This is a genomic window from Amycolatopsis acidicola, assembly GCF_007713735.2.
Lineage (GTDB): Bacteria > Actinomycetota > Actinomycetes > Mycobacteriales > Pseudonocardiaceae > Amycolatopsis_E > Amycolatopsis_E acidicola.
Window position 1 is genome coordinate 21,079 of sequence record NZ_VMNW02000069.1, and the last position, 22,049, is coordinate 43,127.

General features: G+C 69.5%; 22 protein-coding genes and 1 tRNA gene. 12 read left to right on the forward strand and 11 right to left on the reverse strand.

The window, feature by feature from the left end; translation table 11 throughout:
• Positions 1-81: 81 nt before the first annotated feature.
• Positions 82-951 (forward strand): SAM-dependent methyltransferase, encoded by an 870-nt coding sequence (locus FPZ12_RS32910; RefSeq protein WP_144752596.1) that lies wholly within the window; start codon positions 82-84, stop codon positions 949-951.
• Between the two features lie 10 nt (positions 952-961).
• On the forward strand, positions 962-1,315 hold the full coding sequence (locus FPZ12_RS32915) for a hypothetical protein (RefSeq protein WP_144752592.1): 354 nt from the start codon (positions 962-964) through the stop codon (positions 1,313-1,315).
• Here the strand turns inward: FPZ12_RS32915 and FPZ12_RS32920 are convergent.
• Positions 1,254-1,835 (reverse strand): P-loop nucleotide/nucleoside kinase family protein, encoded by a 582-nt coding sequence (locus tag FPZ12_RS32920; RefSeq protein ID WP_243770160.1) that lies wholly within the window; start codon positions 1,833-1,835, stop codon positions 1,254-1,256. The two genes, FPZ12_RS32915 and FPZ12_RS32920, sit on opposite strands and share 62 nt — an antisense overlap.
• Positions 1,836-1,903: 68 nt before the next feature.
• Positions 1,904-3,082, reverse strand: a complete 1,179-nt coding sequence (locus tag FPZ12_RS32925) for an MFS transporter (protein WP_208026100.1) — start codon at positions 3,080-3,082, stop codon at positions 1,904-1,906.
• Positions 3,083-3,184: 102 nt separating this feature from the next.
• Here FPZ12_RS32925 and FPZ12_RS32930 point away from each other — a divergent pair, with 102 nt between their 5' ends.
• Both FPZ12_RS32930 and FPZ12_RS32935 read left to right on the forward strand, forming a co-directional pair.
• A complete protein-coding gene (locus FPZ12_RS32930) occupies positions 3,185-4,675 on the forward strand; it encodes a DHA2 family efflux MFS transporter permease subunit (protein WP_144752586.1) in 1,491 nt (496 codons plus the stop codon).
• The gene (locus tag FPZ12_RS32935; protein ID WP_144752583.1) at positions 4,656-5,249 is read left to right on the forward strand and encodes an acyl-CoA-like ligand-binding transcription factor; all 594 of its coding nucleotides are present in this window, start codon (positions 4,656-4,658) and stop codon (positions 5,247-5,249) included. Before FPZ12_RS32930 ends, FPZ12_RS32935 begins: the two co-directional genes overlap by 20 nt.
• On the opposite strand, the gene FPZ12_RS32940 is transcribed toward FPZ12_RS32935, so the two are convergent.
• Entirely contained in the window at positions 5,250-5,828 is a 579-nt protein-coding gene (locus FPZ12_RS32940; RefSeq protein ID WP_144752580.1) for a TetR/AcrR family transcriptional regulator, read from the reverse strand.
• 82 nt (positions 5,829-5,910) lie between these two features.
• Here FPZ12_RS32940 and FPZ12_RS32945 point away from each other — a divergent pair, with 82 nt between their 5' ends.
• Positions 5,911-6,954, forward strand: a complete 1,044-nt coding sequence (locus FPZ12_RS32945; protein ID WP_144752577.1) for an NAD(P)-dependent alcohol dehydrogenase — start codon at positions 5,911-5,913, stop codon at positions 6,952-6,954.
• 326 nt (positions 6,955-7,280) lie between these two features.
• Positions 7,281-7,790: a hypothetical protein gene (locus tag FPZ12_RS32950; protein ID WP_144752574.1), complete on the forward strand. Its 510-nt coding sequence runs from the start codon at positions 7,281-7,283 to the stop codon at positions 7,788-7,790.
• 64 nt (positions 7,791-7,854) lie between these two features.
• Here FPZ12_RS32950 and FPZ12_RS32955 read toward each other — a convergent pair whose 3' ends face one another.
• The gene (locus FPZ12_RS32955; protein WP_144752571.1) at positions 7,855-8,913 is read right to left on the reverse strand and encodes an alpha/beta hydrolase; all 1,059 of its coding nucleotides are present in this window, start codon (positions 8,911-8,913) and stop codon (positions 7,855-7,857) included.
• Positions 8,914-9,077: 164 nt separating this feature from the next.
• Here FPZ12_RS32955 and FPZ12_RS32960 point away from each other — a divergent pair, with 164 nt between their 5' ends.
• The 4 genes from FPZ12_RS32960 (at position 9,078) to gad (ending at position 12,156) form a co-directional block, all read left to right on the forward strand.
• Positions 9,078-9,626 (forward strand): NADPH-dependent FMN reductase, encoded by a 549-nt coding sequence (locus FPZ12_RS32960; protein ID WP_144752644.1) that lies wholly within the window; start codon positions 9,078-9,080, stop codon positions 9,624-9,626.
• Positions 9,627-9,749: 123 nt separating this feature from the next.
• Positions 9,750-10,178 (forward strand): organic hydroperoxide resistance protein, encoded by a 429-nt coding sequence (locus FPZ12_RS32965; RefSeq protein ID WP_144752568.1) that lies wholly within the window; start codon positions 9,750-9,752, stop codon positions 10,176-10,178.
• 24 nt (positions 10,179-10,202) lie between these two features.
• Entirely contained in the window at positions 10,203-10,679 is a 477-nt protein-coding gene (gene dps, locus FPZ12_RS32970) for a DNA starvation/stationary phase protection protein Dps (RefSeq protein ID WP_144752565.1), read from the forward strand.
• Between the two features lie 85 nt (positions 10,680-10,764).
• Positions 10,765-12,156, forward strand: a complete 1,392-nt coding sequence (gene gad / locus FPZ12_RS32975; RefSeq protein WP_144752563.1) for a glutamate decarboxylase — start codon at positions 10,765-10,767, stop codon at positions 12,154-12,156.
• A 42-nt stretch (positions 12,157-12,198) separates the two neighbouring features.
• Here the strand turns inward: gad and FPZ12_RS32980 are convergent, their stop codons facing one another.
• Positions 12,199-14,025 (reverse strand): prolyl oligopeptidase family serine peptidase, encoded by a 1,827-nt coding sequence (locus tag FPZ12_RS32980; RefSeq protein WP_144752560.1) that lies wholly within the window; start codon positions 14,023-14,025, stop codon positions 12,199-12,201.
• Between the two features lie 38 nt (positions 14,026-14,063).
• On the opposite strand from FPZ12_RS32980, the gene FPZ12_RS32985 reads away from it, so the two are divergent.
• On the forward strand, positions 14,064-14,810 hold the full coding sequence (locus FPZ12_RS32985) for a class I SAM-dependent methyltransferase (RefSeq protein ID WP_144752557.1): 747 nt from the start codon (positions 14,064-14,066) through the stop codon (positions 14,808-14,810).
• A 401-nt stretch (positions 14,811-15,211) separates the two neighbouring features.
• Here FPZ12_RS32985 and FPZ12_RS32990 read toward each other — a convergent pair.
• The 3 genes from FPZ12_RS32990 to FPZ12_RS33000 form a co-directional block, all read right to left on the reverse strand.
• Positions 15,212-15,285, reverse strand: a tRNA-Pro gene (locus FPZ12_RS32990).
• Positions 15,286-15,315: 30 nt separating this feature from the next.
• Positions 15,316-16,263: a metallophosphoesterase gene (locus FPZ12_RS32995; RefSeq protein ID WP_144759701.1), complete on the reverse strand. Its 948-nt coding sequence runs from the start codon at positions 16,261-16,263 to the stop codon at positions 15,316-15,318.
• Positions 16,264-16,302: 39 nt separating this feature from the next.
• On the reverse strand, positions 16,303-18,462 hold the full coding sequence (locus FPZ12_RS33000) for a transglycosylase domain-containing protein (RefSeq protein ID WP_144759691.1): 2,160 nt from the start codon (positions 18,460-18,462) through the stop codon (positions 16,303-16,305).
• A gap of 223 nt (positions 18,463-18,685) precedes the next feature.
• Here FPZ12_RS33000 and FPZ12_RS33005 point away from each other — a divergent pair, with 223 nt between their 5' ends.
• Entirely contained in the window at positions 18,686-18,976 is a 291-nt protein-coding gene (locus tag FPZ12_RS33005; RefSeq protein WP_144759688.1) for a WhiB family transcriptional regulator, read from the forward strand.
• On the opposite strand, the gene bagB is transcribed toward FPZ12_RS33005, so the two are convergent.
• From bagB to FPZ12_RS33020, 3 genes are read right to left on the reverse strand one after another with little or no spacing between them, the layout of a single operon-like run.
• Positions 18,973-20,088: an ATPase BagB gene (bagB, locus tag FPZ12_RS33010; protein WP_166462986.1), complete on the reverse strand. Its 1,116-nt coding sequence runs from the start codon at positions 20,086-20,088 to the stop codon at positions 18,973-18,975. The genes FPZ12_RS33005 and bagB overlap by 4 nt on opposite strands.
• A complete protein-coding gene (bagA, locus tag FPZ12_RS33015) occupies positions 20,088-21,092 on the reverse strand; it encodes an ATPase BagA (RefSeq protein ID WP_144759681.1) in 1,005 nt (334 codons plus the stop codon). The genes bagB and bagA overlap by 1 nt, the downstream gene beginning before the upstream one ends.
• 37 nt (positions 21,093-21,129) lie before the next feature.
• Positions 21,130-21,990: an esterase/lipase family protein gene (locus tag FPZ12_RS33020; RefSeq protein ID WP_144759678.1), complete on the reverse strand. Its 861-nt coding sequence runs from the start codon at positions 21,988-21,990 to the stop codon at positions 21,130-21,132.
• Positions 21,991-22,049: the final 59 nt, after the last annotated feature.

Genomic DNA, 22,049 nt, shown 5'->3' on the forward strand with positions numbered 1-22,049 from the left:
CCGCCCGTTTTGTGAACGTTGCCCGGCGCGTCCGCGCACTGGTACACCTGGGCTCGGAGGCAAGATCGGGAAGGAACGTCGATGGCGGACGAGGCACGTGACTGGGACATCGTTTCGAGCGTCGGGCTGACCGCGCTCGCGGTCACCGCGGCGCGTGCGGTGGAGACCAGCCGCGAAGACGGCCTGGTCGAGGACCCGTACGCGGCGGCCTTCGTGCGGGCCACCCGGCCGCCGATCCCGATGCCGACGTCCACGGCCGACCTGCCCAACGAGCTGTGGGACCGGATGGCCCTGTTCATGGGCCTGCGCTCGCGCTTTTTCGACGAGTACTTCGCCGAGGCGTGGACGGCAGGGGTGCGCCAGACGGTGCTGCTCGCGGCGGGCCTGGACTCCCGCGCCTACCGGCTCGAGTGGCCGGAGGACAGCACGGTCTTCGAGGTGGACCAGCCGCGGGTGCTGGAGTTCAAGGATGAGGCGCTCGCCGAACAGGGGGCGAAACCGGCCTGCGATCGCCGCGTGGTGGCGGTGGATCTGCGCGACGACTGGGAAAAGGCGTTGCTGGCCAAGGGTTTCGACCCGGAGCAGCCCACGGCCTGGCTTGCCGAGGGCCTGCTGCCGTACCTCCCGGACGACGCCGTCGAACGGCTGCTGGACACCGTGCATCGTCTGTCCACTCCGGACAGTACGGTCGCCGTGGAGTACATGCTCGCGGAAGCGGTGATCGAGAACGACCCGGAGATCGACCGGATGATGGAGGAGTTCGGCTTCGACGTCCGGCCGTTGCTGGCCGGTGGCTACGAGCGCGCGGGCGAGTTCCTGACTCATCTCGGCTGGGCCGTCGGCGAGGTGAGCGGCAACGACCTGGCGGAACGCTACGGCCGTGAGATGAACGACTCCCTTTCCCAGCGTTTCGGCACCAACAGCCGCTACCTCACCGGCCGGCTTGGGTAGTTTGGGCCGCATGAAACTCGCTTGGGGGTCCGGAATGGCCGTGCTGGCGCTGGTGCTGGCCGGCTGCGACCAGGTCGACGCGGCCACCAGCAAGACCAGCGCGTGCGCCGAGGCGCTCGGGCTGAGCAACATCGACGTGCACCTGGACCCGGAAGCGCTGGCCCAGCAGGCGCAGCAGAAGGCGGACCGACTGCGTCAGCTCGCGAGCGAGGTGTCCGACCAGGACCTGAAACAGCAGCTCGGCACCATGGCCGACTCCTACCTCGCGCTCGAACAGCGAAAGCTCGACAACCTGAGCAACCTCAACGATTGGCTGCAGCGAAACGCGGCGAACCTGTCCGCGCTGCGCGAGGCCTGTCTGTAGCGGGCTCGCCCACGCGGAGCTCCAGCCCGGGCACGGACCTGACCACCACTGTTGTCCGCCAGCCGTCCAAGCCGGTGCGCAACAGCGCCCACATCCCCGGCAGTCGGCGGACGTGCCGCCGGAACGAACGCCGGGTCAGCACGCGCCCGCGCGCTCGCTGACCGGCCGCCGCGGCGTCGGGCGCGCACTCCACCCACAGGAAATGCTTGGGGCGCCGGGAAATCCGGGCGAGCGTCGCCAGCCAGGTGCGAGTGGCCGAGCCGGTGGCCGGGTCGTGCGCGACCACCGGGCCCTGCGCGGTCAGCACCGCCAGCGTCACGCGGATCCGATGCGTGACGTGCACCAGCGGCCGGTAGCTCGAGTACGGCAGGCCCGGCAGCCGGGCGGCGGAGCGCGCGCGGGTGTCGTCCGAGTCCAGCACCGTGACCGGCTCGTTCGCCTTGGCGTCGCGCAGCAGTGTGCTCTTGCCCGAGCCGGGCAGCCCGGCGATCACGAGCAGAGTCCGGGGTTCGATCGTCATCCGCAGCATGCCGGGTCAACGAACGGTCCCGGCGGCCCTGTTCCGGATTTACCGCGCAATCCGGATATTCACGGCGCGGGCACAGGCTTCGCCAAGCCCATCCTCAGCCTCAGCGCGAGCCCGGCGGACGCGATGCCCAGCCCGCCGATGCCCGCCGCGGCGAAACCCCATGCCGCCGACGCGTGGTCGATCGCGAAGCCGACCACCGGGCTGCCCAGCGCCAACCCGAGCCGCGTCGAGGAATCGAGCAGGCCCATCGCCTCGCCGCGGACCCGCGCGGGCGCGAGCCTGCCGACTTCCTCCGTTATCGAGGCCAGCGTGGGCGCGCAGGCGACGTTGGTCGGGATCAAAGCGATCGCGAGCAGCCACCACGGCTGCGCGAACAGCCCGGCGGGGATAACCAGCAGTGTCAGCAAGATCAGCAGCGGTGTCAGGGAGAGCGAGCGCCGCACGGCGCCGTGCACGATCCCGCCGACAGCGGACGCGACGCACATCGCGACGATCACCGGGCCGGTCCACGAGACGTCGCCGGTGGCGCGCAGCGCGGCCAGCGTGGCCAACTCGGTGCCTGCCAAGCAAAACAGCGCCCCTGTGGCCGTGCACAGCGTCGCCGCCAGCGGCCGGGTGAGCCACTCGCGCATCGCCGGGCGTTCACCGGTGACGGCCTCGGTCCGGGTCCGGATCGGCGGATTGTGCCAGTACAGCAGGAAACTGCCGACCGCGAAGCCGGCGCCGATCGCGAGCAGCGCGGCCGTGCCGGAGAACTGCGTGCTGATCGCGATCCCGGCCGCCGGGCCGACCATGAACGAGGCCTCGGTCAGCACCGACTCGAGCGAGTAGGCCGACCGGCGCTGCTCCGGCGGCACCAGCGTGGTCAGCACCTGCCGCGAGATCGAGCCGACCGGCACGACGAGCATCCCGGCGGGCAACGCGATCGTGACGAGCACCGGGTACGGCAGCCAGGGCGCGCCGATCCAGAACGCGGTGGACGCGACCCCGCAGAGCGCCAGCACCGGGCGCAGCCCGTACCTGTCGATCAGCCTGCCGATCAGGGGCGCGCCGAGCGCGCTGCCCAGCATCGTCGCCGTGCCGACCAGCCCGGCCGCGCCGTAACCGCGCCCGAGATCGGTGACCACATGCAGGGTCAGCGTCACGCCCATCGCCGTCGGTGGCAGGCGGGCGAGCCACGTGAGCAGCAGGATCACCCGGACTCCTGGCAGGCGAAGGACGCGGCGGTACGACAGCACCGTCCTACTTTGGCACGCCCGTCCAACTCCTTTTTCGCGCTGGCCTTCCCGACAAAGTGATAGTAACTTTCAAAAGAAAGTAGCTCTCAGATTGGAGTCGGCATGGGGGTATCCGGACGGAGCAGGTGGTGGGCGCTCGGCGCGCTCGCGGTGGCATTACTGGCTTTCGGGCTCGACGTGACGGTGCTGTCCGTCGCGTTGCCCACGCTCGCGGTGGATCTGCACGCGTCCACCAGCGAGCTGCAGTGGTTCTCGAACTCCTACACCCTCGTGCTGGCCGCGGGCCTGCTCCCGGCAGGCCTGCTCGGCGACCGGTTCGGGCCGAAGGGGCTGCTGATCTTCGGGCTGCTGCTGTTCGGGCTCGCCTCGGTCGCGTGCGCGTACTCGGCCACGGCGGGCCAGTTGATCGCGGCGCGGGCGGCGCTCGGTGTCGGCGGCGCGTTCCTCGTGCCGATGTCCGTTTCCCTGATCTCCGAACTGTTTCCCGGCAAGGATCGCGCCCGCGCCATCGCGGTCTGGGCGGCGGCGATGTCGGCAGGGATCCCGCTCGGGCCCGTAGTCGGCGGCTGGCTGCTGGACAACTTCTGGTGGGGCTCGGCATTCCTGATCAACGTCCCGCCGATCGTGATCGGCACGGTGCTGCTGATCTGGCTGCTGCCCAATGTGCCCGGAAACCCTTCGCAGCGCATCGATTTCCCCGGGATCGCGTTGTCCAGCGCCGGTCTGGTGGCGGTGACCTACGGGCTCGTCGAAGCGGGCGACCGCGGCTGGGGCGCGGTGACGGCCCTCGCGCCGATGCTCGGTGGGCTCGTCGTGCTCGCCGGTTTCGGGCTGTGGCTGCGGCGGGCGAGCCATCCGCTGGTCGACGTAGAACTGTTCGCCTCCAAGGGTTTTCGCTGGGGCGGGATACTCGCCACGGTCGCCCAGTTTGCGATGATGGGCGCGATCTTCCTGCTGCCGCAGTACTTCCAGGCCGTGTACGCCACCGATGCGCTGGGCACCGGGCTGCGTCTGCTGCCGATCGTCGGCGGGCTGCTCGTGGGAGTGCAGCTGGCGGACCGCCTCCGGTCGAAGGCCGGCGCGAAAGTCGTTGTGGCGCTGGGGTTCGCGTTCATGGTCGGCGGTCTGGTCACCGGTGCCTTCACCAGTGTGGGCGCCGGCTACGGGTTCGTCGCGGTGTGGGTTTCGCTCGTCGGCCTCGGTCTCGGGTTCTCGCTCCCGCCGTCGATGGACATCGCGCTGGGTGCGCTGAGCCCGAAGCGGGCGGGCGTCGGTTCCGGTCTGCTGCAAGCACTTCGCCAGGTCGGCGGCACGCTCGGGGTCACGATCCTCGGCACCGTGCTCAACGCCGGGTACCGCGCCGGTCTGCCCGACTCGGCACCGTCCGCGGCCCGGGAAAGCGTTGCGGCCGGTGCGCGCGTGCCCGGCTTGTTCGACGCGGTCCAGCACGCCTTCGTCCGCGGCATGAACACCACGCTGTGGGTGTGTGCCGGATTCGCGCTGGCGGGTGTGCTCCTGACACTCGTGTTCCTGCCGCGTCAGGCCGAGGACGTGCAGGAGGCAGAATCGGCCCATGAGTTCGTCGCCGGTTAGGCCGGGGTTGCGGGAGCTGAAGAAGGCAAGGACGCGGGCCGCGATCCAGGATCACGCCCTCCGCCTCTTCGTCGAGCAGGGCTACGACGCGACCACGGTCGAGCAGATCGCGGCCGCCGCCGAGGTCTCGCAGAGCACGTTCTTCCGGTACTTCCCGACCAAGGAGGACACCGTCAGCTACGACCGGCTCGACCCGGTCATGCTCGAGTCCTTCATCGCACAACCCGCGCGGCTTTCGGTGATCGGCGCGATGCGGGCCGCGATCCGCGAAACGCTCGGCGCGCTGCCACGTGAGGCCTCCGACCTGGAAACCGCGCGGCAGCGGCTCATTTTCGAGGTGCCCGCGTTGCGTGCCCGGCTCGTCGACCAGATGCAGGACGGGATGGAGATGCTGCACGACGCGGTGGCCCGGCGTCTGGACCGTGAGCCGTCCGATCTCACGGTCCAGACCTGGTCCGGGGCGATTCTCGGGGTGGTGCTCTCGGCGTACTTCGCGTCGACAGCCGACCCCGCGCGGTTCATGGCGGAGATGGACGCGCGGCTGGCCTGTCTGGAGCGGGAACAGCTCGGCTGATCAAGGCGCGACGACGCGCGCCACGCAGTCGCGCAGCAGTGCCCGGCGCCTTTCGTGGTCGGCGGCGGACTCGTCGGCGCTGGCGGCGTGCACGACGCTCGCCGGTGACCAGGCGAAGGCCATCCCCATCACGAGTACGAACAGGTCGAACGGGTCGCCCTCGCGCACCTTGCCCGCGGCCTGCGCCCGTTCGATGGCCGCGAGTTTCCTGGTGTCGTCCGGATTGTCGGTCAGCCGGGCGACCGGACGGCGTTCCAGCCGGAGCCAGCTGGTCAGGCGGACCAACTCGGGGTTGCGCAGGGTCTCGTCGTACATCGCGACGGCCCAGCCGGGGAAGTCCTCCGCGTCGAACGACACGGCGTCGAGCAGCCGGCCGGCGCGGTCGGCGACCACCGCGTCGAACAACCCGTCCTTGCTGCCGAAATAGCCGTAGAGCTGGGCCTTGTTCGTATGCGCCGCCGCGATGATCCGGTCCACCCTGGCGCCGGCGATCCCGCGTTCCGCGAACTCCTCCGCGGCCGCGTCGAGGATGCGCCTGCTGGTGGCGGCGCCGCGGGCTGTGGTCGGCAGTTCGGGCATGGGCCCACTTTACAAACAGACCAGTTGGTCTGTTTTGCTGCTACGCTGGAAACAGACCGAATAGTCTGTCTAGGAGGACGGAATGCGCACCACCACCGGCTGGCAGAGCCACGACAACTCCACCGCCCTGCGGCGGCTCCCGATCGAGCGCCGTGACCTGCGCGAAGACGACATCGCCGTGCGGGTCGACTACTGCGGTGTCTGCCACAGCGATCTGCACGCGATCCACGGCGCCGTGGGCAAACCCACCGACGGCCTGGTCCCCGGCCACGAGTTCGTCGGCACCGTCACCGCCACCGGCCCGGCGGTGACCGGGTCCGTGACCGGTGACCGGGTCGCGGTCGGCACCATCGTCGACTCCTGCGGCGTCTGCGCGATGTGCCAAGCGGGGCAAGAGAACTACTGCTACGAGGGCGCCGTCACCACCTACGGCGGCACCGACCGCGTCGACGGCACGGTGACGAAGGGCGGCTACAGCCGCGAATACGTACTGCGCGACAAGTTCGCCTACCGCCTGCCCGAAGGCATCGACCCGGCCGCGGCCGCACCGCTCATGTGCGCCGGAATCACGATGTGGGAACCCATGCGGGCGGCGGGAATCGGCGCGGGCAGCCGGGTCGCCATCGCCGGTCTCGGCGGGCTCGGGCACCTCGGGGTCAAGATCGCCGTCGCGCTCGGCGCCGAGGTCACCGTGCTGAGCCGCACCCCGGACAAGGCTGGGGACGCGCGCAAGCTCGGTGCCGCCGAGCTGCTCGTCACCACCGACGAAAAGCAGCTGGCGCAGGGGTTCGGCCGGTTCGACCTGATCATGGACACCATCTCCGCCAAACACGACCTGTCGCCGCTGCTGCGCCTGCTCGGGCTGGACGGCACGCTCAGCGTGGTCGGCCTGCCGCTCGAAGTCCCGGTGCCGCTCATGAACCTGACCTACGGCCGCAAGAAGCTGACCTCGTCGGGCACCGGCGGCCGGAAGGGCACGGCCGAAATGCTGGCCTTCGCCGCCGAACACGGCATCACGGCGGACATCGAGCTGCTTCCGTCCGCGCGCGTCGAGGAGGCGCTCACCCGGCTGGAGCGGGGCGACGTCCGCTACCGGTTCGTGCTCGATCTGTCCGATTTGGACTGAGCGCGCGACACGCCCGGCGTCCCGGCTCACCCGGTCGCTTCCCCCGGCGCGCCCGGGTTTTTCGTTGAGTACCAACGAGGTGCAGTAAAACGAGTGAGGCTCGCGGTGTGAACGGGTGAACCGGGCACACAGCGCAATGCCCCGCTCCCGGCGTACCTGATTGCCGGGCGAATATCCGAGTGCCTTTGTTCACCAGTTCGCGGGTCCTTCTATCGATTCCGAATCCGCCTCGTGTCGGCGGTCCCGTGCGGCCGAGTGGTGACCCCCTGACCAGGAAGGTAGTCATTGAGCCAGTCAGGGCCAAAAAGCCAGGGAGGGAATCAGCAATGCAAGGGAAGTTCGCCCGAGCACTCGCGGTGCTGGTGGCAGGAAGTGTGCTCATGCTGTCCGGAGCCGGTATCGCTTCGGCAGGTGGTAAGGGCACGTCGAGCACGGAAGCCGCCGGCCAGCAGGTGCTGCAGCTGCGCGACGCGATCACCAAGGCCGCGTACGGATCCGACGTGGCGGGCACGGAACGTTCGCTCAACCAGCTCAGCCCGTTGCTCGGTGACCTCGCGGCAGGGCAGAAGTACCAGATCCAGTCCGACCAGCAGCAGCAGGCGGGCACGGCGAACGGTCAGTCCACCGAAGCGAGCCGCATCCTCGCCGACCCGTCCCAGGCTTCGACCGCCCGGCAGCTGCCGCCGGTGCCCTCGCTGCCGGACCTGCCGGCGCCGCTGAACATCGTCAGCAACCTGCTGAAGAACCTGCTCACGCTGGTGACCAGCCTGCTCGGCGGCCTGCTGGGCAGCGCACCGGCGCTGCCGGTGCCGACGCCGACGTTGCCGTCGGTCTGAGACGAACAAGTGAAATAAGAGGGGGAACACCCGGAGGCCGGCGTGGCGACACGCCGGCCTCCGGCTATTCGGCGGTGATCCCGGACAGTCCCAGGCGCAGCGCACCGGCCGCTTCCGCGGTCGCCTCGCGGAACCGGGTGCCGACACCGAGGAAGTTCACGAACCCGTGGATGAGGTCCGACTGCCTGCTCAGCGCGGTCGGCACCCCGGCGGCGCGCAGTTTCTCCGCGTACGCCTCGCCTTCGTCGCGCAGCGGGTCGAAGCCCGCCGTCGCCACGTACGCGGGCGGCAGTCCGGCGAAGTTTTCGCTCAACAGCGGGGAAAGCCGCGTATCCGTGCGGTCCACCCCGGCCGGCGCGTAGTGGTCGAGGAACCACGTCATGTCCTTGTCGGTGAGGAAGAAGCCGTCCCCGAACAACTCCCGCGAGCGGCGCACCTTCGACGCGTCGACGCCCGGGTACAGCAGCAGCTGGAAAGCCGGGGCCGGGCCGCCCCGCCGCGTGGTCACCTGCGAGACGACGGCCGCGAGGTTGCCGCCCGCGCTGTCGCCGCCGACCGCGATCCGGTCCGGGTTCACGCCGAGGTCGGTCGCCTTCGCGTGGGCGTAGTCGAACGCCGTCACCGCGTCGTCCGCCGCGGCGGGGAAGGGATGCTCCGGCGCGAGCCGGTACTCCACGGACAGCACGCGCACGCCGGCGTGCTTGGCGAAGAACCGCGCGGTGTTGTCGTGGCTGGCGCGGGTGCCGATCACCCAGCCGCCGCCGTGGAAGTACACCAGCAGCCCGGAGTCCTTGGGCAGCCCGGCCGGGGTGTAAAGGGTGGCCGGGATGCCGCCGTTCGAGTCGGGGATGGTCAGCTCACGCGTGCCCACCGGCTGGATCGGCGCGCCGCTGACCAGGTGCTGGGACTCGTTGAGCAGCTTCCTGGCCAGCGCCGGGGTTGGCTGCGACATGCTCGACCCCGCGAGCTGCTGCAGCCGCAGCAGCAGCTGCGCGTCGAGCGCCAGCTCCTGTCCGTCGCGCTGGATGGCGCTGCCGGCGATGAGCCGCCGCACCGGGCGCGGGAGGGCGTAGACCAGCTGGGCCGCGGCTGCTTCGACGCGGGACTTGAGTGGGTTCGCCATGCCCGAGACGTTACCGGCGAGTAGTCAAGAGGGCCAGACGCGCTCGCGCAACGGTTCGGGGCGCGGGAACGGTTCAGGTGTGACCGGGGCCTCCGTCCCAAATGCTGGTCCTCTACCTAACTGGAGGGGTTAGCCTCGACGGCGTGACTAGCTCGGTGATCAACGTGGTCGGTATCGGCGGTTCCCTGCGCGCGGGCTCTCAGTCCGAACGCGCGCTGAACATCGCGCTCGAAGGCGCGAAGGAAGCGGGCGCGAACACACTCGCGATCACCGGCAGCCAACTGGTCCTGCCGTTCTACGATTCGGGAATCCCCGAGCGCACCCCGGAGGCGGAACGGCTGATCGAGGCCGTGCGCAACGCCGACGGGCTGATCATCGTGTCCCCCGGCTACCACGGCGCCCTGTCCGGCCTGATCAAGAACGCCCTGGACTACGTCGAGGACCTGCGCCCCGATCCCCGCCCGTACCTCGACAGCCGCGGCGTCGGCCTCGTCGCGGTCGCGTACGGCTGGCAGGCCGCGGTCACCACGCTCGACCAGCTGCGCACGATCACGCACGCGCTGCGCGGCTGGCCCACCCCGCTCGGCGGCGCGGTCAACTCCGCCGAGACCAAGTTCGACGAGGCGGGCGGTGCCTCGGACGGTAAGACGGTCTCCACCCTGCGCACGATCGGCCGTCAGGTGACCGAGTTCGCGCAGGCCAACCGCGCCTGAGGATTCACATCCGGCCTCCCGGGTAACCCGTCGAGTGATGCCCGCCATGACGGGCACCTTTCGGCGACTGCGGATTGTTGTTCTTGCTGCCAGGCTTGTACCGGCCAAGAACACGGGAGGTAAGTGGTGGAAGCGTTGTACACGGCGGTGGCGACGTCACGAGGCGACGGCCGCAATGGTGAGGTCACCTCGTCCGACGGCGTGATCGACGAAAAGCTGGCCATCCCCAAGGAGATGGGCGGCCCTGGCGGTCTGCACACCAACCCGGAGCAGTTGTTCGCGGCCGGCTACTCGGCCTGCTTCCACAGCGCGCTGCAGGCGGTCGCCCGTCAGGCGAAGGTGCAGCTGCCCGACGGGGCCACGGTCACGGCCGAGGTCGGCATCGGCAAGGACGGCCCCGGTTTCGGACTCGCCGTGAAGCTCGAGGCCACACTGCCCGGGCTGGAGGCGGGCCAGGCCAACGAGCTGGTGGCACAGGCACACCAGGTCTGCCCCTATTCGCGCGCCACTCGCGGCAACATCGAGGTCGAGGTAACCGCCAAGACCGCTTGAGGGAAAGGGAGGAATCCGTACACCATGGCAAACTCTCCGATCAAGAGCCCGCTCCCCGAGAGCGACAAGGAGATCACCGGCAACGTCCTGCAGGCCACACTGGTGGACCTGGTGGACCTCTCGCTGATCGCCAAACAGGCGCACTGGAACGTGGTCGGCGCCAACTTCCGCAGCGTGCACCTGCAGCTGGACGAGCTGGTGTCCACGGCACGCACCTACGTGGACGAGGTGGCCGAGCGCGCCAACGCGATCGGTGTCTCGCCCAACGGCAAGGCGAAGACGGTCGTGGAGAGCTCGGGCCTGCCCGAGTACCCGGACAACTGGCAGAACGTCGAGGCCACCGTCGCCGCGATCGTCGACATCCTGGCGGACCTCATCGAGCGGCTGCGCAAGCGCATCGACGAGACCGACAAGAGCGACCTGGTCACCCAGGACCTGCTGATCGAGATCACGCAGGAGCTGGAGAAGGCGCACTGGATGTGGCAGGCCCAGCAAGCCTGACAACTCACCACGAAGCGGGCGCTGTCTTGGGCAGCGCCCGCTTTTCCTTGTGCCGGAACGGGTTCGGGTCGCTAGTGTCGGCCACATGGTCTTGCACTCGGGACAGTCGCGCCGTCCGGAATCGCGCGGCGGCAGCAACCCGTTCTTCGGCGGCACCGACCCGGCGCTCGCCGCGAGCGTCTCGCCGCCGCACAAACGGCTCGCCGATCAGCCCGTGCCGCCGGACACCGCCCTTCAGGTGGTCCGCGACGAGCTGATGCTCGACGGGAACGCCCGGCTCAACCTCGCCACGTTCGTCACCACGTGGATGGAGCCGCAGGCAGGCCAGCTGATGGCCGAATGCGTCGACAAGAACATGATCGACAAGGACGAGTACCCGCAGACCGCCGAGCTGGAACGGCGGTGCGTCAACATCCTCGCCGATCTCTGGCACGCGCCGGACCCGTCGGCGATCATGGGCTGCTCGACCACCGGCTCGTCCGAGGCGTGCATGCTGGCCGGGATGGCGCTCAAGCGGCGCTGGGCCAAACTCGGCCGCACCGGCAAACCGAACCTCGTGATGGGCGTGAACGTCCAGGTGTGCTGGGAGAAGTTCTGCGAGTACTGGGAGGTCGAGCCCCGGCTGGTGCCGATGGAGGGCGACCGCTTCCACCTCACCCCGGAGCAGGCCGTCGAGCACTGTGACGAGAACACGATCGGCGTGGTGGCGATCCTCGGCTCCACCTTCGACGGCAGCTACGAGCCGGTGGCGGAGATCGTCGCGGCGCTGGACGAGCTGCAGGAGCGCACGGGCTGGAACATCCCGGTGCACGTCGACGGCGCGTCCGGCGCGATGATCGCCCCGTTCCTCGACCCCGAGCTGGTGTGGGACTTCCGGCTGCCGCGCGTCGCGTCGATCAACACCTCCGGGCACAAGTACGGGCTCGTGTACCCCGGCGTCGGCTGGGTGATCTGGCGCGATCAGGAGGCGCTGCCGTCCGAGCTGGTGTTCAACGTGAACTACCTCGGCGGCGAGATGCCCACGTTCGCGCTCAACTTTTCCCGCCCCGGCGCGGAAGTCGCCGCGCAGTACTACACGTTCGTCCGGCTCGGGCGCGAAGGTTTCCGTGTGGTGCAACAGGCTTCGCGGGACGTGGCGATGGATCTCGCCCAGCGGATCGCGCAGTTGGGCCCGTTCGAGCTGCTCACCAAGGGCGACCAGCTGCCGGTGTTCGCCTTCACCACCAAACCGGACGTGCAGGCTTTCGACGTGTTCGACGTTTCCCGGCGGCTGCGGGAGCGCGGCTGGCTCGTGCCGGCGTACACGTTCCCGGCGAACCGGACGGACCTCGCCGTGCTGAGGGTGGTGTGCCGCAACGGTTTCACGCACGATCTGGCCGCGCTGCTCTGTGAGCACATCGAGCACTACCTGCCGGAGCTCGCCGCGCAGTCGGGGCCGCGACACAGCCCGGCCACCAGCACTTCGTTCCACCACTGAAACCACCGGCGCCGGGGCCACGCGGGCCCCGGCGTCCAGCGGCTACTTTTCGAGCGCGCGCAGCGCGAAGGACACCTCGGCCGCGGTCTGCTTGATCGTCTCCGCGATCACCAGCGAGCCGTGCCCGGCGTCGTACCGGTAGAACTCGTACGGAGCGTCGCGCTTGGCCAGCCTGTCGAGGTAGTTCTCGATCTGCCGGATCGGGCAGCGCGGGTCGTTGTCGCCCGCCAGCACGAGTACGGGCGCGCGCACCGCGTCGACGTAGGTGATGGGCGAACATTCCTTGTACACAGCGGGAACGGTCTCGGGCGTGCCACCGAAGAGCGCCTTGTCGAAGTTACGGAGCTGTTCCATCTCGTCCTCGTACGCGGCGACGTAGTCCGCCACCGGCACGCTCGCCACGCCGGCCGCCCACCGCTCCGGCTGCGTGCCGATCGCGAGCAGCGTCAGGTAACCGCCCCAGGACGCGCCGTTGACTACGCACTTCGTCTTGTCGGCAAGGCCGCTCTCGACGGCCCAGTCGTACACCGCCGCGACGTCCTCGAGTTCGGTGAGGCCGGGGCGGCCTTCGATCGCGTCGCGCCAGGCCGAGCCGTAACCGGTCGAACCGCGGTAGTTCACCTCGATCACCGCGAACCCGGCGTCGAGCCACACCGCGCGGTACGCCGAGAAGCGGTCCTCGTCCGCGGCGTGCGGGCCGCCGTGCAGCGTGAAAACCGTCGGCAGTGGACCTTCCGGCGCGTTCGCGGGCCGCGCGACGAGCGCGTGCACCCGACCGCCAGGGCCTTCGACGAAGGCGTCCACAACGTGCGACGAACCCGGCGCGGGCGCGCCGGGTGGGGTGAGCAGCACGGTGTCCGCGCCGTCCGCCGCGCGGGCGCGGATGACCGGGGGCTGCGCGGCGCTCGACCACGAGTACTCGACCGTGCCGTCCGGGCGCACGCTCGCACCGCCGATCCGGCCCTTCGGGGTGTCCAAAGAGGACAATTCTCCGGTGGCGAGTTCGTAGCGGTACAAGGAACTCCGGCCCTCGTGGAAGTGCACCACGAGCAGCGCGTCGGCCTCGGGGTACCAGCCCGCGCTGACCTCGCCGGGCAGGTCGAGCTCCAGCTCGGTCTCGGTGTCCTCGGCCACGTCCCAGATCAGCAGCTCCTCGCGGCCGCGCCGTTCGTGCAGCACGAGGAGGCGCTGGTCACCGGCGACGGGCGAGAACTCCAGCGGGTCGAGGCCCTTGCCCTCGCCGTCCCATTTCTCGGCGACCGCGGAGAAATCGCCCGTGCTGAGCACGCGGACCGCCGGGTGGCGGGAGTCACCGTGCTCGGAATGCGCGATGGCGAGGAGGCTTTCGTCACGCGACAACGACGCGACGCCCGCGTCGTCCTTGCTGGAGTAGAACTCGCTCGTCTTCCCGTCCGCGTGCGCGAAGAGCCGGCTGCCGTCGTCGGTGGAGACACCGACCGCCACGAGCTTGTGCCCGATCTCCAGGCCTGCCGGGTAGCCGTCGTGCACGTCGGGGATCGCGGGCTGCCGCTCGCCTCCGGCGAAGGGCTCGCGTACCCACGAGCCGAACTCGTCGCCGTCGGTGTCGTTGAACCACCAGATCCAGGCGCCGTCGGGCGACGTGGTGGCGTGCAGGGTCCCGTTGGGCCGGTCGGTGACGCGGCGGTGCTCGTCCGTTTCCCTGTCCCAGGAGTAGACCTCCCAGACGCCGCTGGCGTTCGAGACGTAGAGGTTCTTCGCCGGCGCGTCCAGCGCCCAGTCCGGCACCGACATGCGTGGGGCGTGGAAGCGCGCTCGCCATCGCGCCTCGGCCTCGGGGTCGGCGAAGAGGCTTTCGGGGATCACTGCGGGCGGGTGCTGGGTAGTCACCCCTCGATCCTGCCAGGTGTTGCCCGTACGGTGGGCGTGTGCTGGAGGGATATGCGCCAGGGTTCTCCGATGACGCGCTGTCGATGATGGGAGCGCGGACGGCGAGCGACCGGGCGGCGTTCGCGGTGCGTCTGCTCGAACCGGGCATGCGCGTACTCGACGTCGGCTGTGGCCCCGGCACCATCACCACCGGTTTCGTCCCGGTCGCCGGTGCCGGGCGGGTGCTCGGTGTCGACCAGTACCCTGGGCAGTTCCCGGAGGAGTCCACAGTGGACTTCGTCGCGGGAAGCGCCTACGCGCTGCCCGTGGTGTCGGAAAGTATCGATCTGGTTTTCGCGCACGCGCTGTTCGAACACCTGCGGGACCCCGCGACGGTGCTGCGGGAGTTCCGCCGCGTGCTCCGTCCCGGCGGCGCGATCGCTTTGTCCACTTCGGACTGGAGCCGCGCCGTGCTGCGGCCGAAGACGGTGAACGTGGTGGCAGCGCTGCGCGGGCACTACCTGCTGCGGCGTCGTGCGGGCGGGGATCCCTTCGCGGGCAAGCACATCGCGGCCCAGGTCGAACGGGCCGGGTTCCGGGATGTGAAGACCCACGCGAGGTTCCGGCCGGACATGGGGTACCGGGATCTGGCGCGCTATGTGGAAACCCGGTTGGACGCCGCACTGACCGAGTCGAGTCAGGACCGGGATCAGCTGGCCAGCGCGGCGAGGTCCGCCTGGGCCTGGTCCCATGCCGGAGATGGCGATTTCTCGCAATGCTGGATAGAGCTGACCGCCTCCCGTTGAGGGGTGGGAGGGGATTTCCCTCGTCCGGTAAGTGTTTTACGGTGCGGCGGGCGCGTCAAGGGCGCCTTCGGCGTCGCTTCGCGATGGGCAAGCCCACCCTTGACACACCCGCCGCACCGCAAAGACCGGCAAGGACGAGGGAAATCCCCCGGTCCGGAAATCCCCCCGGCTACCTACCGCTGCCGTCCCACCATGGTGAGTTGGCGGCGTAACTGGCTTTCGTTGCCCTCTCGCCCCAATCCCTACGCTCCGCTTCGGTGCCTACGCGCGCACCGATGGGGGGTCCAGGGGGGCGAAGCCCTCCCTGGCGGGGGTCTGGGGGTTCGACCCCCAGAAGACACAACGCGGAAGACCCCTGTCCGAAGCTTCAAGCTTCGGACAGGGGTCTTCCATCTGACGCGTCGGGGTGGCGGGATTTGAACCCACGACCTCCTCGACCCGAACGAGGCACGCTACCAAGCTGCGCCACACCCCGAATGTTCTCTCTAGCGGGTCGTTGAGAAGTCTAGCGGATGTCGCTGGGGGCTTGTCGGGGGGTTTGGTTTGCCCGGTTGCGCGTGCTGCTGCCCCTCGGGACGAGGGTGAGCAGGCTTGCCTCGGGTGGGCAGGCGAAACGGGCCGGTGCGTAGGGTGAAGTGCCGAGACCTGCCGACACGTGGAGCCACATGTCGGCTCCCCACCGGGAGGCGCCGCGGGCGCGGGAGCGATCAAGCTCACAGTTGGTGACCAGTGCCCCGATGCCGGGGATGCGGAGCTGGCCGCCGTGGGTGTGCCCGGCGAGGACGAGGTCGTAGCCGTCGTCGGCGAACGGGTCGAGGACCCTGGGCTCGGGTGAGTGGGTCATGCCGATGCGGACGGCGGCGTTTTCGTCGGGCCGTCCGGCGATCTCGCCGTAGCGGTCGCGGCGCAGGTGTGGATCGTCCACTCCGGCCGCGAACACCGTCTGCCCGGCGACTTGGACCGTGCGGCGGGCGTGGGTGAGGTCCTGCCAGCCGTGTTCGATGAAGGCCGCGCGCAGGTCGCGCCACGGGAGTTTCTTGCCGTGGATGCGCTTCTTCTTCCCGCGCGGCATGAGGTAGCGGGCGGGGTTCTTCGGCTTGGGCGCGTAGTAGTCGTTGCTGCCGAAGACGAACAGGCCCGGCCGGTCGAGCAGCGGCCCGAGCGCGCGCAGCACGTAGGGCACGGCCTGCGGGTGCGCCAGGTTGTCGCCGGTGTTGACGACGAGGTCCGGCTCCAGTTCGCCGAGCGCGGCGACCCAGTGCTGTTTGGACTTCTGGCCCGGCATCATGTGCAGGTCCGAGACGTGCAGCACCTTGACCGGCCGCGCGCCCGGCGCCAGCACCGGGAGCTCCGCGGTCCGCAGCGTCCAGTGCCGGCGCTCGATGCCCACCGCGTACCCGACGGCGGCCGCGCCCACGGCCACTGTCCCCGCGGCCAGCCGGGCCGCATTCATCTTGTCACCGACCGTACTCACCCTTTCGAGGATACGGGCTCAGTGCTCGTAGGCCGGATCAGATGGGGGCAGCGGGATGACCGGCTGCCCGTTCATGATCTGCGTCATCGCGCCGAACCAGGTCCGCGCCGGTGTCTTGCCACCGAACATGTTGCCGTCCGCGGTGCCTCGCGTGGCACTGACATTCCCGGGACCGCCGTCGATGAGTCCGCCGAACGGGTTGTCCGGCCGGAACACCATCGCGGCGCCCGCCAGCTGCGGCACGGCGGCGACGAACGCCGCCGAACCGGAGTTCTGCGTGGTCCCGGTCTTGCCGATCATCGGCCGGTTCCAGCCGACCGCCGCGGCGGCCGCCTTCGACGTGCCTTCGGTGTCGTCCTTGCTCATCCCGACCGCCATCGAATTGGCGAGCCCCTCGGGCACGGCCTGCTCACAAGCCGCCTCGTTGATCTTCTTCGGGCTGCCGTCGCGGTTGGTCACCGCGGCGATCGGGGTCGGCGGGCACCACACCCCGCCACTCATGATCGTCGCCGCGACGTTGGCCAGCTCCAGGCCGCTGGTCGGGCTCACGCCGAGGGTGAACGAGCCGAGCCCGGCCTGCGACGCCCCGCCTGGGGCGAAGTACTTCTGCTGGCTCATGTTGTAGATGGACTGGCTGTTGTTCGGGTCGACCGCGCCGCCGTTGGCCGGGTTCGACGCCATCGTGTTGCGCATCCCGAGCCGCCGCGCCATGTCCGTCACCGCGCCCATGCCCGCTTGTTCTTCCAGGATCACGAACCCGGTGTTGGGCGAGGTCGCCAGCGCCTGCTGCAACGACATCGAAGGCCCGTAACCGCTTTCCCCGTAGTTGCTCAGGCAGTACGCGTGGGTTCCCCGTGCCACCAAAGGACAGTTGTTCCCACCACCCACGAAGACGTTCGACGAATAACTCTGTGGCGTCTGGATCGTGGCGTAGATACCGGTCTTGTGTTGTTCCAGCGCGGCCGCGGTGGTGAAGATCTTGTAGCTCGATCCCGCACCGGTCACATTGGACACATCCGATGGCAGCGCGTACGTGGTCTGGCCCTTGTCCGCGTCCGGCCCGTAGTCCCGGTTCGCCGCGAGCGCGACCACCTCGTGTCTGTCCTTGCCGGGGCGCACGAGTGACAACGTGTTCGCCACGTTCTTCTGCGTCTTGTCCACCTGCTGTTCGGCCGAGATCTTGGCCTGGTGGTTGGCGTTCTGGTCCATCGTGGTGCGGATGGTGTAGCCGCCGGTGTACAGATCGTCCTTGGTCATCCCGTTGGTGAGCAGGTAGTCCTGCACGTACTGGCAGAAGAACCCGTTCTCCGGCCCGGCGCCGGTGCAGTTCGCGGCCGGTTTGGACGGACCGCCGGGCACCACGCCGAGCGGCTCGGCCTTGAACCGGTCCGCGTCGGCCTTGGCCAGTTTCTGGTTCTCCACCATGCGGTCCAGCACCAGGTTGCGGCGCTCGGTGGCGCGCTCCGGGTGGCTCCACGGGTCGTACACCGGCGGGTTGTTCACCATGCCGGCGAGCAACGCGGCCTGCGGCACGGTCAGCTTGTCCGCGGTGGTGTTGAAGTAGGTCTGCGCGGCGGCGCCGACGCCGTAGATCTTCCGCGAGAACTCCACCACGTTGAGATAGCTGGTGAGGATCTGGTCCTTGTTCATCTGCGTCTCGAGCTGGATCGCGACGCGGGCTTCCTTGAGCTTGCGGGCGACGGACTGTTCCTGCGCCTTCTGCTGGCCCACCTCGTCGTCCCGGTAGACGACGTTGATCAGATAGTTCTTGACGTACTGCTGGGTCAGCGTGGACGCGCCCTGCGTGTCGCCGCCCGTGCTGTTGCTCAGCGCGGCGCGGAAGGTGCCCTTCCAGTCCACCCCGTGGTGGTCGTAGAACCGGCGGTCCTCGACCGAGACCAGCGCCCACTTCATGGCGTCGTTGATCTGGTCCGACGCCGTCGGGATCCGGTACTGGTCGTACAGCGTGGCGATCGGGCTGCCGGCCGAGTCGGTGATCGTGGTGACCAGTGGCGGCGGCACGTTGGCCAGTTCGGCCGACATGCTGTCCACCGTCTCGCTCGCCTTGTTGGATGCCACCCCGGCCGCGCCCACGATGGGGAACAGCACGCCGGCGACGAGGATCCCCGCGAGCAAACACAGGCCGAGCAGCTTGAACAGACCATCCGTCTTCCGCACGAGAGCCAGGGTAGTGGGAACGGGCATATCGCCGCCGGGGGCATCAACGCCCCGGATACCACGTCCGGCGGTGTCGTGCGACGTGTTCCGGTAACAAAATTCGCCGGGATCTTGGCGAGGGGAACCGTCTGGCTCTACAGTCCGTCAACGTCTCACGAAGAACGGTGCCGGGGAGGCACCGCGCTTCAGCAAGGTGAGCCGAGGGTGAGGAGCTGGGGGCTTTATGGACTCGAACCAACAACAGAGCTGGCGCCTGGACGCCTTGTGCCGGGACACCGACCCGGACGAGCTGTTCGTGCGCGGAGCCGAGCAGAACCGGGCCAAGGTCGTGTGCATGGGCTGCCCGGTGCGCACGGAATGCCTGGCGGAGGCTCTCGACAACCGGATCAGCTTCGGTATCTGGGGCGGTATGACCGAACGCGAGCGGCGGGCACTGCTGCGCCGCCGCCCCGAGGTCAGCTCCTGGTGGGACCTGCTGGAATCCGCCAAGGCGGAGTACGTCAAGGTCTCCTAGGAGTTGTTCGCGAGCCGGTCTCCGATGTCGCGGAGACCGGCAACGTCGTGCACGTCGCTGGGGAGCGCGGGCACGCGGACGATCGGCACTTCGGGGTGTGCGCGGGTGAAGCGCGAGAGCAGCCTGTTTTCGCGCTCCGCCAGCGCCACCCTGTCCGCGTGCAGCCGCAGCACGGCGGTGGCCAGCGGGGCGCTCGCCTCCGACCTGTCCGCCGCCGAAAGAGCCGCGCCAGCCGAGAGATCCGCCAGCACGGGATGCGTGCGGTTGGCCACCAGTCCGGACAACGGCATGGACTCCTCGGAGAGCCGGTCCACGAAGTAACTCGCCTCGCGCAGCGCGTCCGGCTCCGGCGCGGCGATCACCAGGAACGCCGTTCCCTTGCTACGCAACAACTCCGAGGTCTTGCGCGCCCGTTCGCGGAAACCGCCGAACATACTGTCGAAGGCCTGCATGAACGCGGAGGCGTCGGCCAGCAGCTGCCCGCCGATGATCGTCGACACCGCCTTGGCGAACATCGAGAACCCCGCGGTGACCACCTTGCGCAGCCCCCAGCCGCCGGCCTTCGCCGGGCCGGTGAGCAGCCGGATCATCCGGCCGTCGAGCGCGGTGGACAGCCGGGTCGGCGCGTCCAGGAAGTCCAGCGCGGAGCGGCTCGGCGGGGTGTCCACGACGATCAGGTCCCAGTCGCCGGTGGCCGCGAGCTGGCCGAGCTTCTCCATCGCCATGTACTCCTGCGTGCCGGAGAAAGACGTGGAAATGGTCTGGTAGAAGGGATTCGCGAGCAGCTGCTCGGCGCGCTGCGGGCCGGCGTGCGCGCGCACCATGTCGTCGAAGGTGCGGCGCATGTCGAGCATCATCGCCCACAGCTCGCCCTTCGGGTCGAAACCCTCGACCTGAACCTGACGTGGATGGTTGCCCAGCTCCCGCAACCCGAGCGCCTGCGCGAGCCGCCGCGCCGGGTCGATGGTCAGTACCACCGTCTGCCTGCCGCGTTCCGCCGCGCGCAACGCGATCGCGGCCGCGGTGGTGGTCTTGCCGACCCCGCCCGAACCGCAGCAGACGATCACCCTGGTCTCCGCGTCGTCGATCAGCTCGTCCACGTCGAGCGCCATCACCGCACCCCCTGTTCGGTGAGCGTCTCGGCCAGGTCGTAGAGCGCCGCGACGTCCACGCCGTCGGTGAGATCGGGCAGTTCCAGCGTCGGCAGGTCCGCTTCGGACAGTTGCTCGCGGGCACGCTGCTCGGCGGCGATCCGGATCGCGTGCTCGACGGTCTCCTCCACCAGCGCGTCCACCGTGCTCTCCGCCAGATCCAGCCCGGCGGCCTCGAGCCCGGAACGCACCCGCGAAGCGTCGACCCTGCCGTCCGCGGCCGCGCTCAGCGAACGCGCCGGCAGCCGAGGCGGGCGGACCCGGTTCACCAGCACGGCGCCGGGGCGCAGGTCGGCGCCGTCCAGCTCCGCCACGGCGTCCAGCGTCTCCCGCACCGGCATCTCCTCCAGCAGGGTCACCAGGTGCACCACGGTTTCCCCGGAATGCAGCAGCCGCACCACGCCTTCGGCCTGCGCGCGGATCGGGCCCGTGCGGGCGAGATCGGTAAGCGCTTTCGTCACGTCGAGGAACTTCACGACACGCCCGGTCGGCGGCGCGTCCACCACGACGGCGTCGTAGGTGTGCCTGCCGTCGGACTCGGTCCGGCCGACACACTCCTTGATCTTCCCGGTCAGCAGCACGTCACGAAGGCCGGGCGCGAGCGTGGTGGCGAACTCGATGGCGCCCATCCGCCGCAGCGTCCGCCCGGCGAAGCCCAGGTTGTAGAACATCTCGAAGTACTCGAGCAGCGCCGCTTCGACGTCGATGTGCAGCGCGCGCAGCTCGCCGCCGCCCGGAGCGGAGGCGACACGCTGTTCGGCGTAGGGCAGCGGCTCGGTGTCGAAGAGCTGGGCGAAGCCCTGCCTGCCCTCGACCTCGATCAACAGCACCCGCTTGCCGTCGCGCGCCAGGGCGAGGCCGAGTGAGGCGGCCAGCGTCGTCTTCCCGGTACCGCCCTTGCCGGTCACGAAATGCAGCCGCGCTCGGGCGAGTTCGTCGGTCCAGCCGGCCAGGGGGTTGCTCACTACCGCAGCGTAAATCACTCCAGGCCGCGTTGTGCCCTCAGCGGTGGGGCGGCATCGGTGACATCGGCACGCACGCCACCGGCCGCGCGTCGGCCGGGTCGAGGGCGTTGACCACGTAGCCCAGCGCGTTCGGGTCGAAGGGCATCCCGGAGTGGTTGACGTGGTCCGCCTCGCAGGCGTCCTGCAGTACGACGTTCGTCACGTTCGGTCCATGGCCGAGCCCGCTGGTCCACGGCACCACGAGCCCGTCCTCCTTGCTGACGATGTTCGTGTACGTGATGCCCGGCAGGAAGACACCGCCCGCCTGCAGCTTCGTCAGCAGGTCCGAGCCCTTGAGCAGTTCGGGGCACACCGCGCAGCTGGCGGCCTGCGCGATCGAGCCGAGGCCGAGCCCCTTCAGCAGGTCGTACAACTCGGCCAGTCCGTACGGGTCGGTGCCCTGCCAGCCTGGGGCAAGGCTGACGTACCGGCCGATTTTGTCTTTGCCGTCAAGGAGTTTCGCGTAGTAGGTGCCGAGCCAGGTGCCCTGGGAGTACCCGACGAGGTCCACTTTGGCCGCTCCGCTCGCGGACGTGACCTTGTCCACAAAGGACCGCAGCTCGGCCGCGCTGGAGTCCATGGAGGTGAGCCCGCCGACGGGATCGGCGCTGGCGGGAGCGTCCGCAGGCACGCCGTAGGTCAGCGAGTACGTGCAGAAACCCTTCTGTACCAGCAAAGGGCCGAGCAGGCGCCACGTGTAGTCCTTGTTGTCCCCGGTGCCGTGCACCAGCACGACCGGATCGGGGTGCGCGGCGGAGGGATGGCAGGACCAGTCGTTCACCGCCGGCGCGGCGCCGGCCGGTGGTCCGATGAGGAGGGTGGTGAGCAACACGGCGAGCACGGCGGCGAGTCGGCGCATACCTACGAATTTCCTGGACCGGGGCCGATCGCGCCTAGTACACAGCAGGGTGGAGATCG

Bases quoted from the DNA above. Each gene is read 5' to 3' on its own strand.
- FPZ12_RS32935 (WP_144752583.1), top strand. From the start codon at position 4,656: ATGAGTTCGTCGCCGGTTAGGCCGGGGTTGCGGGAGCTGAAGAAGGCA.
- FPZ12_RS32910 (WP_144752596.1), top strand. From the start codon at position 82: ATGGCGGACGAGGCACGTGACTGGGACATCGTTTCGAGCGTCGGGCTG.
- FPZ12_RS33020 (WP_144759678.1), bottom strand. From the start codon at position 21,990: ATGCGCCGACTCGCCGCCGTGCTCGCCGTGTTGCTCACCACCCTCCTC.
- bagB (WP_166462986.1), bottom strand. From the start codon at position 20,088: ATGGCGCTCGACGTGGACGAGCTGATCGACGACGCGGAGACCAGGGTG.
- FPZ12_RS32920 (WP_243770160.1), bottom strand. From the start codon at position 1,835: ATGACGATCGAACCCCGGACTCTGCTCGTGATCGCCGGGCTGCCCGGC.
- FPZ12_RS33005 (WP_144759688.1), top strand. From the start codon at position 18,686: ATGGACTCGAACCAACAACAGAGCTGGCGCCTGGACGCCTTGTGCCGG.
- FPZ12_RS32950 (WP_144752574.1), top strand. From the start codon at position 7,281: ATGCAAGGGAAGTTCGCCCGAGCACTCGCGGTGCTGGTGGCAGGAAGT.
- gad (WP_144752563.1), top strand. From the start codon at position 10,765: ATGGTCTTGCACTCGGGACAGTCGCGCCGTCCGGAATCGCGCGGCGGC.
- FPZ12_RS32955 (WP_144752571.1), bottom strand. From the start codon at position 8,913: ATGGCGAACCCACTCAAGTCCCGCGTCGAAGCAGCCGCGGCCCAGCTG.
- FPZ12_RS32995 (WP_144759701.1), bottom strand. From the start codon at position 16,263: ATGAATGCGGCCCGGCTGGCCGCGGGGACAGTGGCCGTGGGCGCGGCC.
- FPZ12_RS32930 (WP_144752586.1), top strand. From the start codon at position 3,185: ATGGGGGTATCCGGACGGAGCAGGTGGTGGGCGCTCGGCGCGCTCGCG.
- dps (WP_144752565.1), top strand. From the start codon at position 10,203: ATGGCAAACTCTCCGATCAAGAGCCCGCTCCCCGAGAGCGACAAGGAG.
- FPZ12_RS32915 (WP_144752592.1), top strand. From the start codon at position 962: ATGAAACTCGCTTGGGGGTCCGGAATGGCCGTGCTGGCGCTGGTGCTG.
- FPZ12_RS32940 (WP_144752580.1), bottom strand. From the start codon at position 5,828: ATGCCCGAACTGCCGACCACAGCCCGCGGCGCCGCCACCAGCAGGCGC.
- FPZ12_RS32945 (WP_144752577.1), top strand. From the start codon at position 5,911: ATGCGCACCACCACCGGCTGGCAGAGCCACGACAACTCCACCGCCCTG.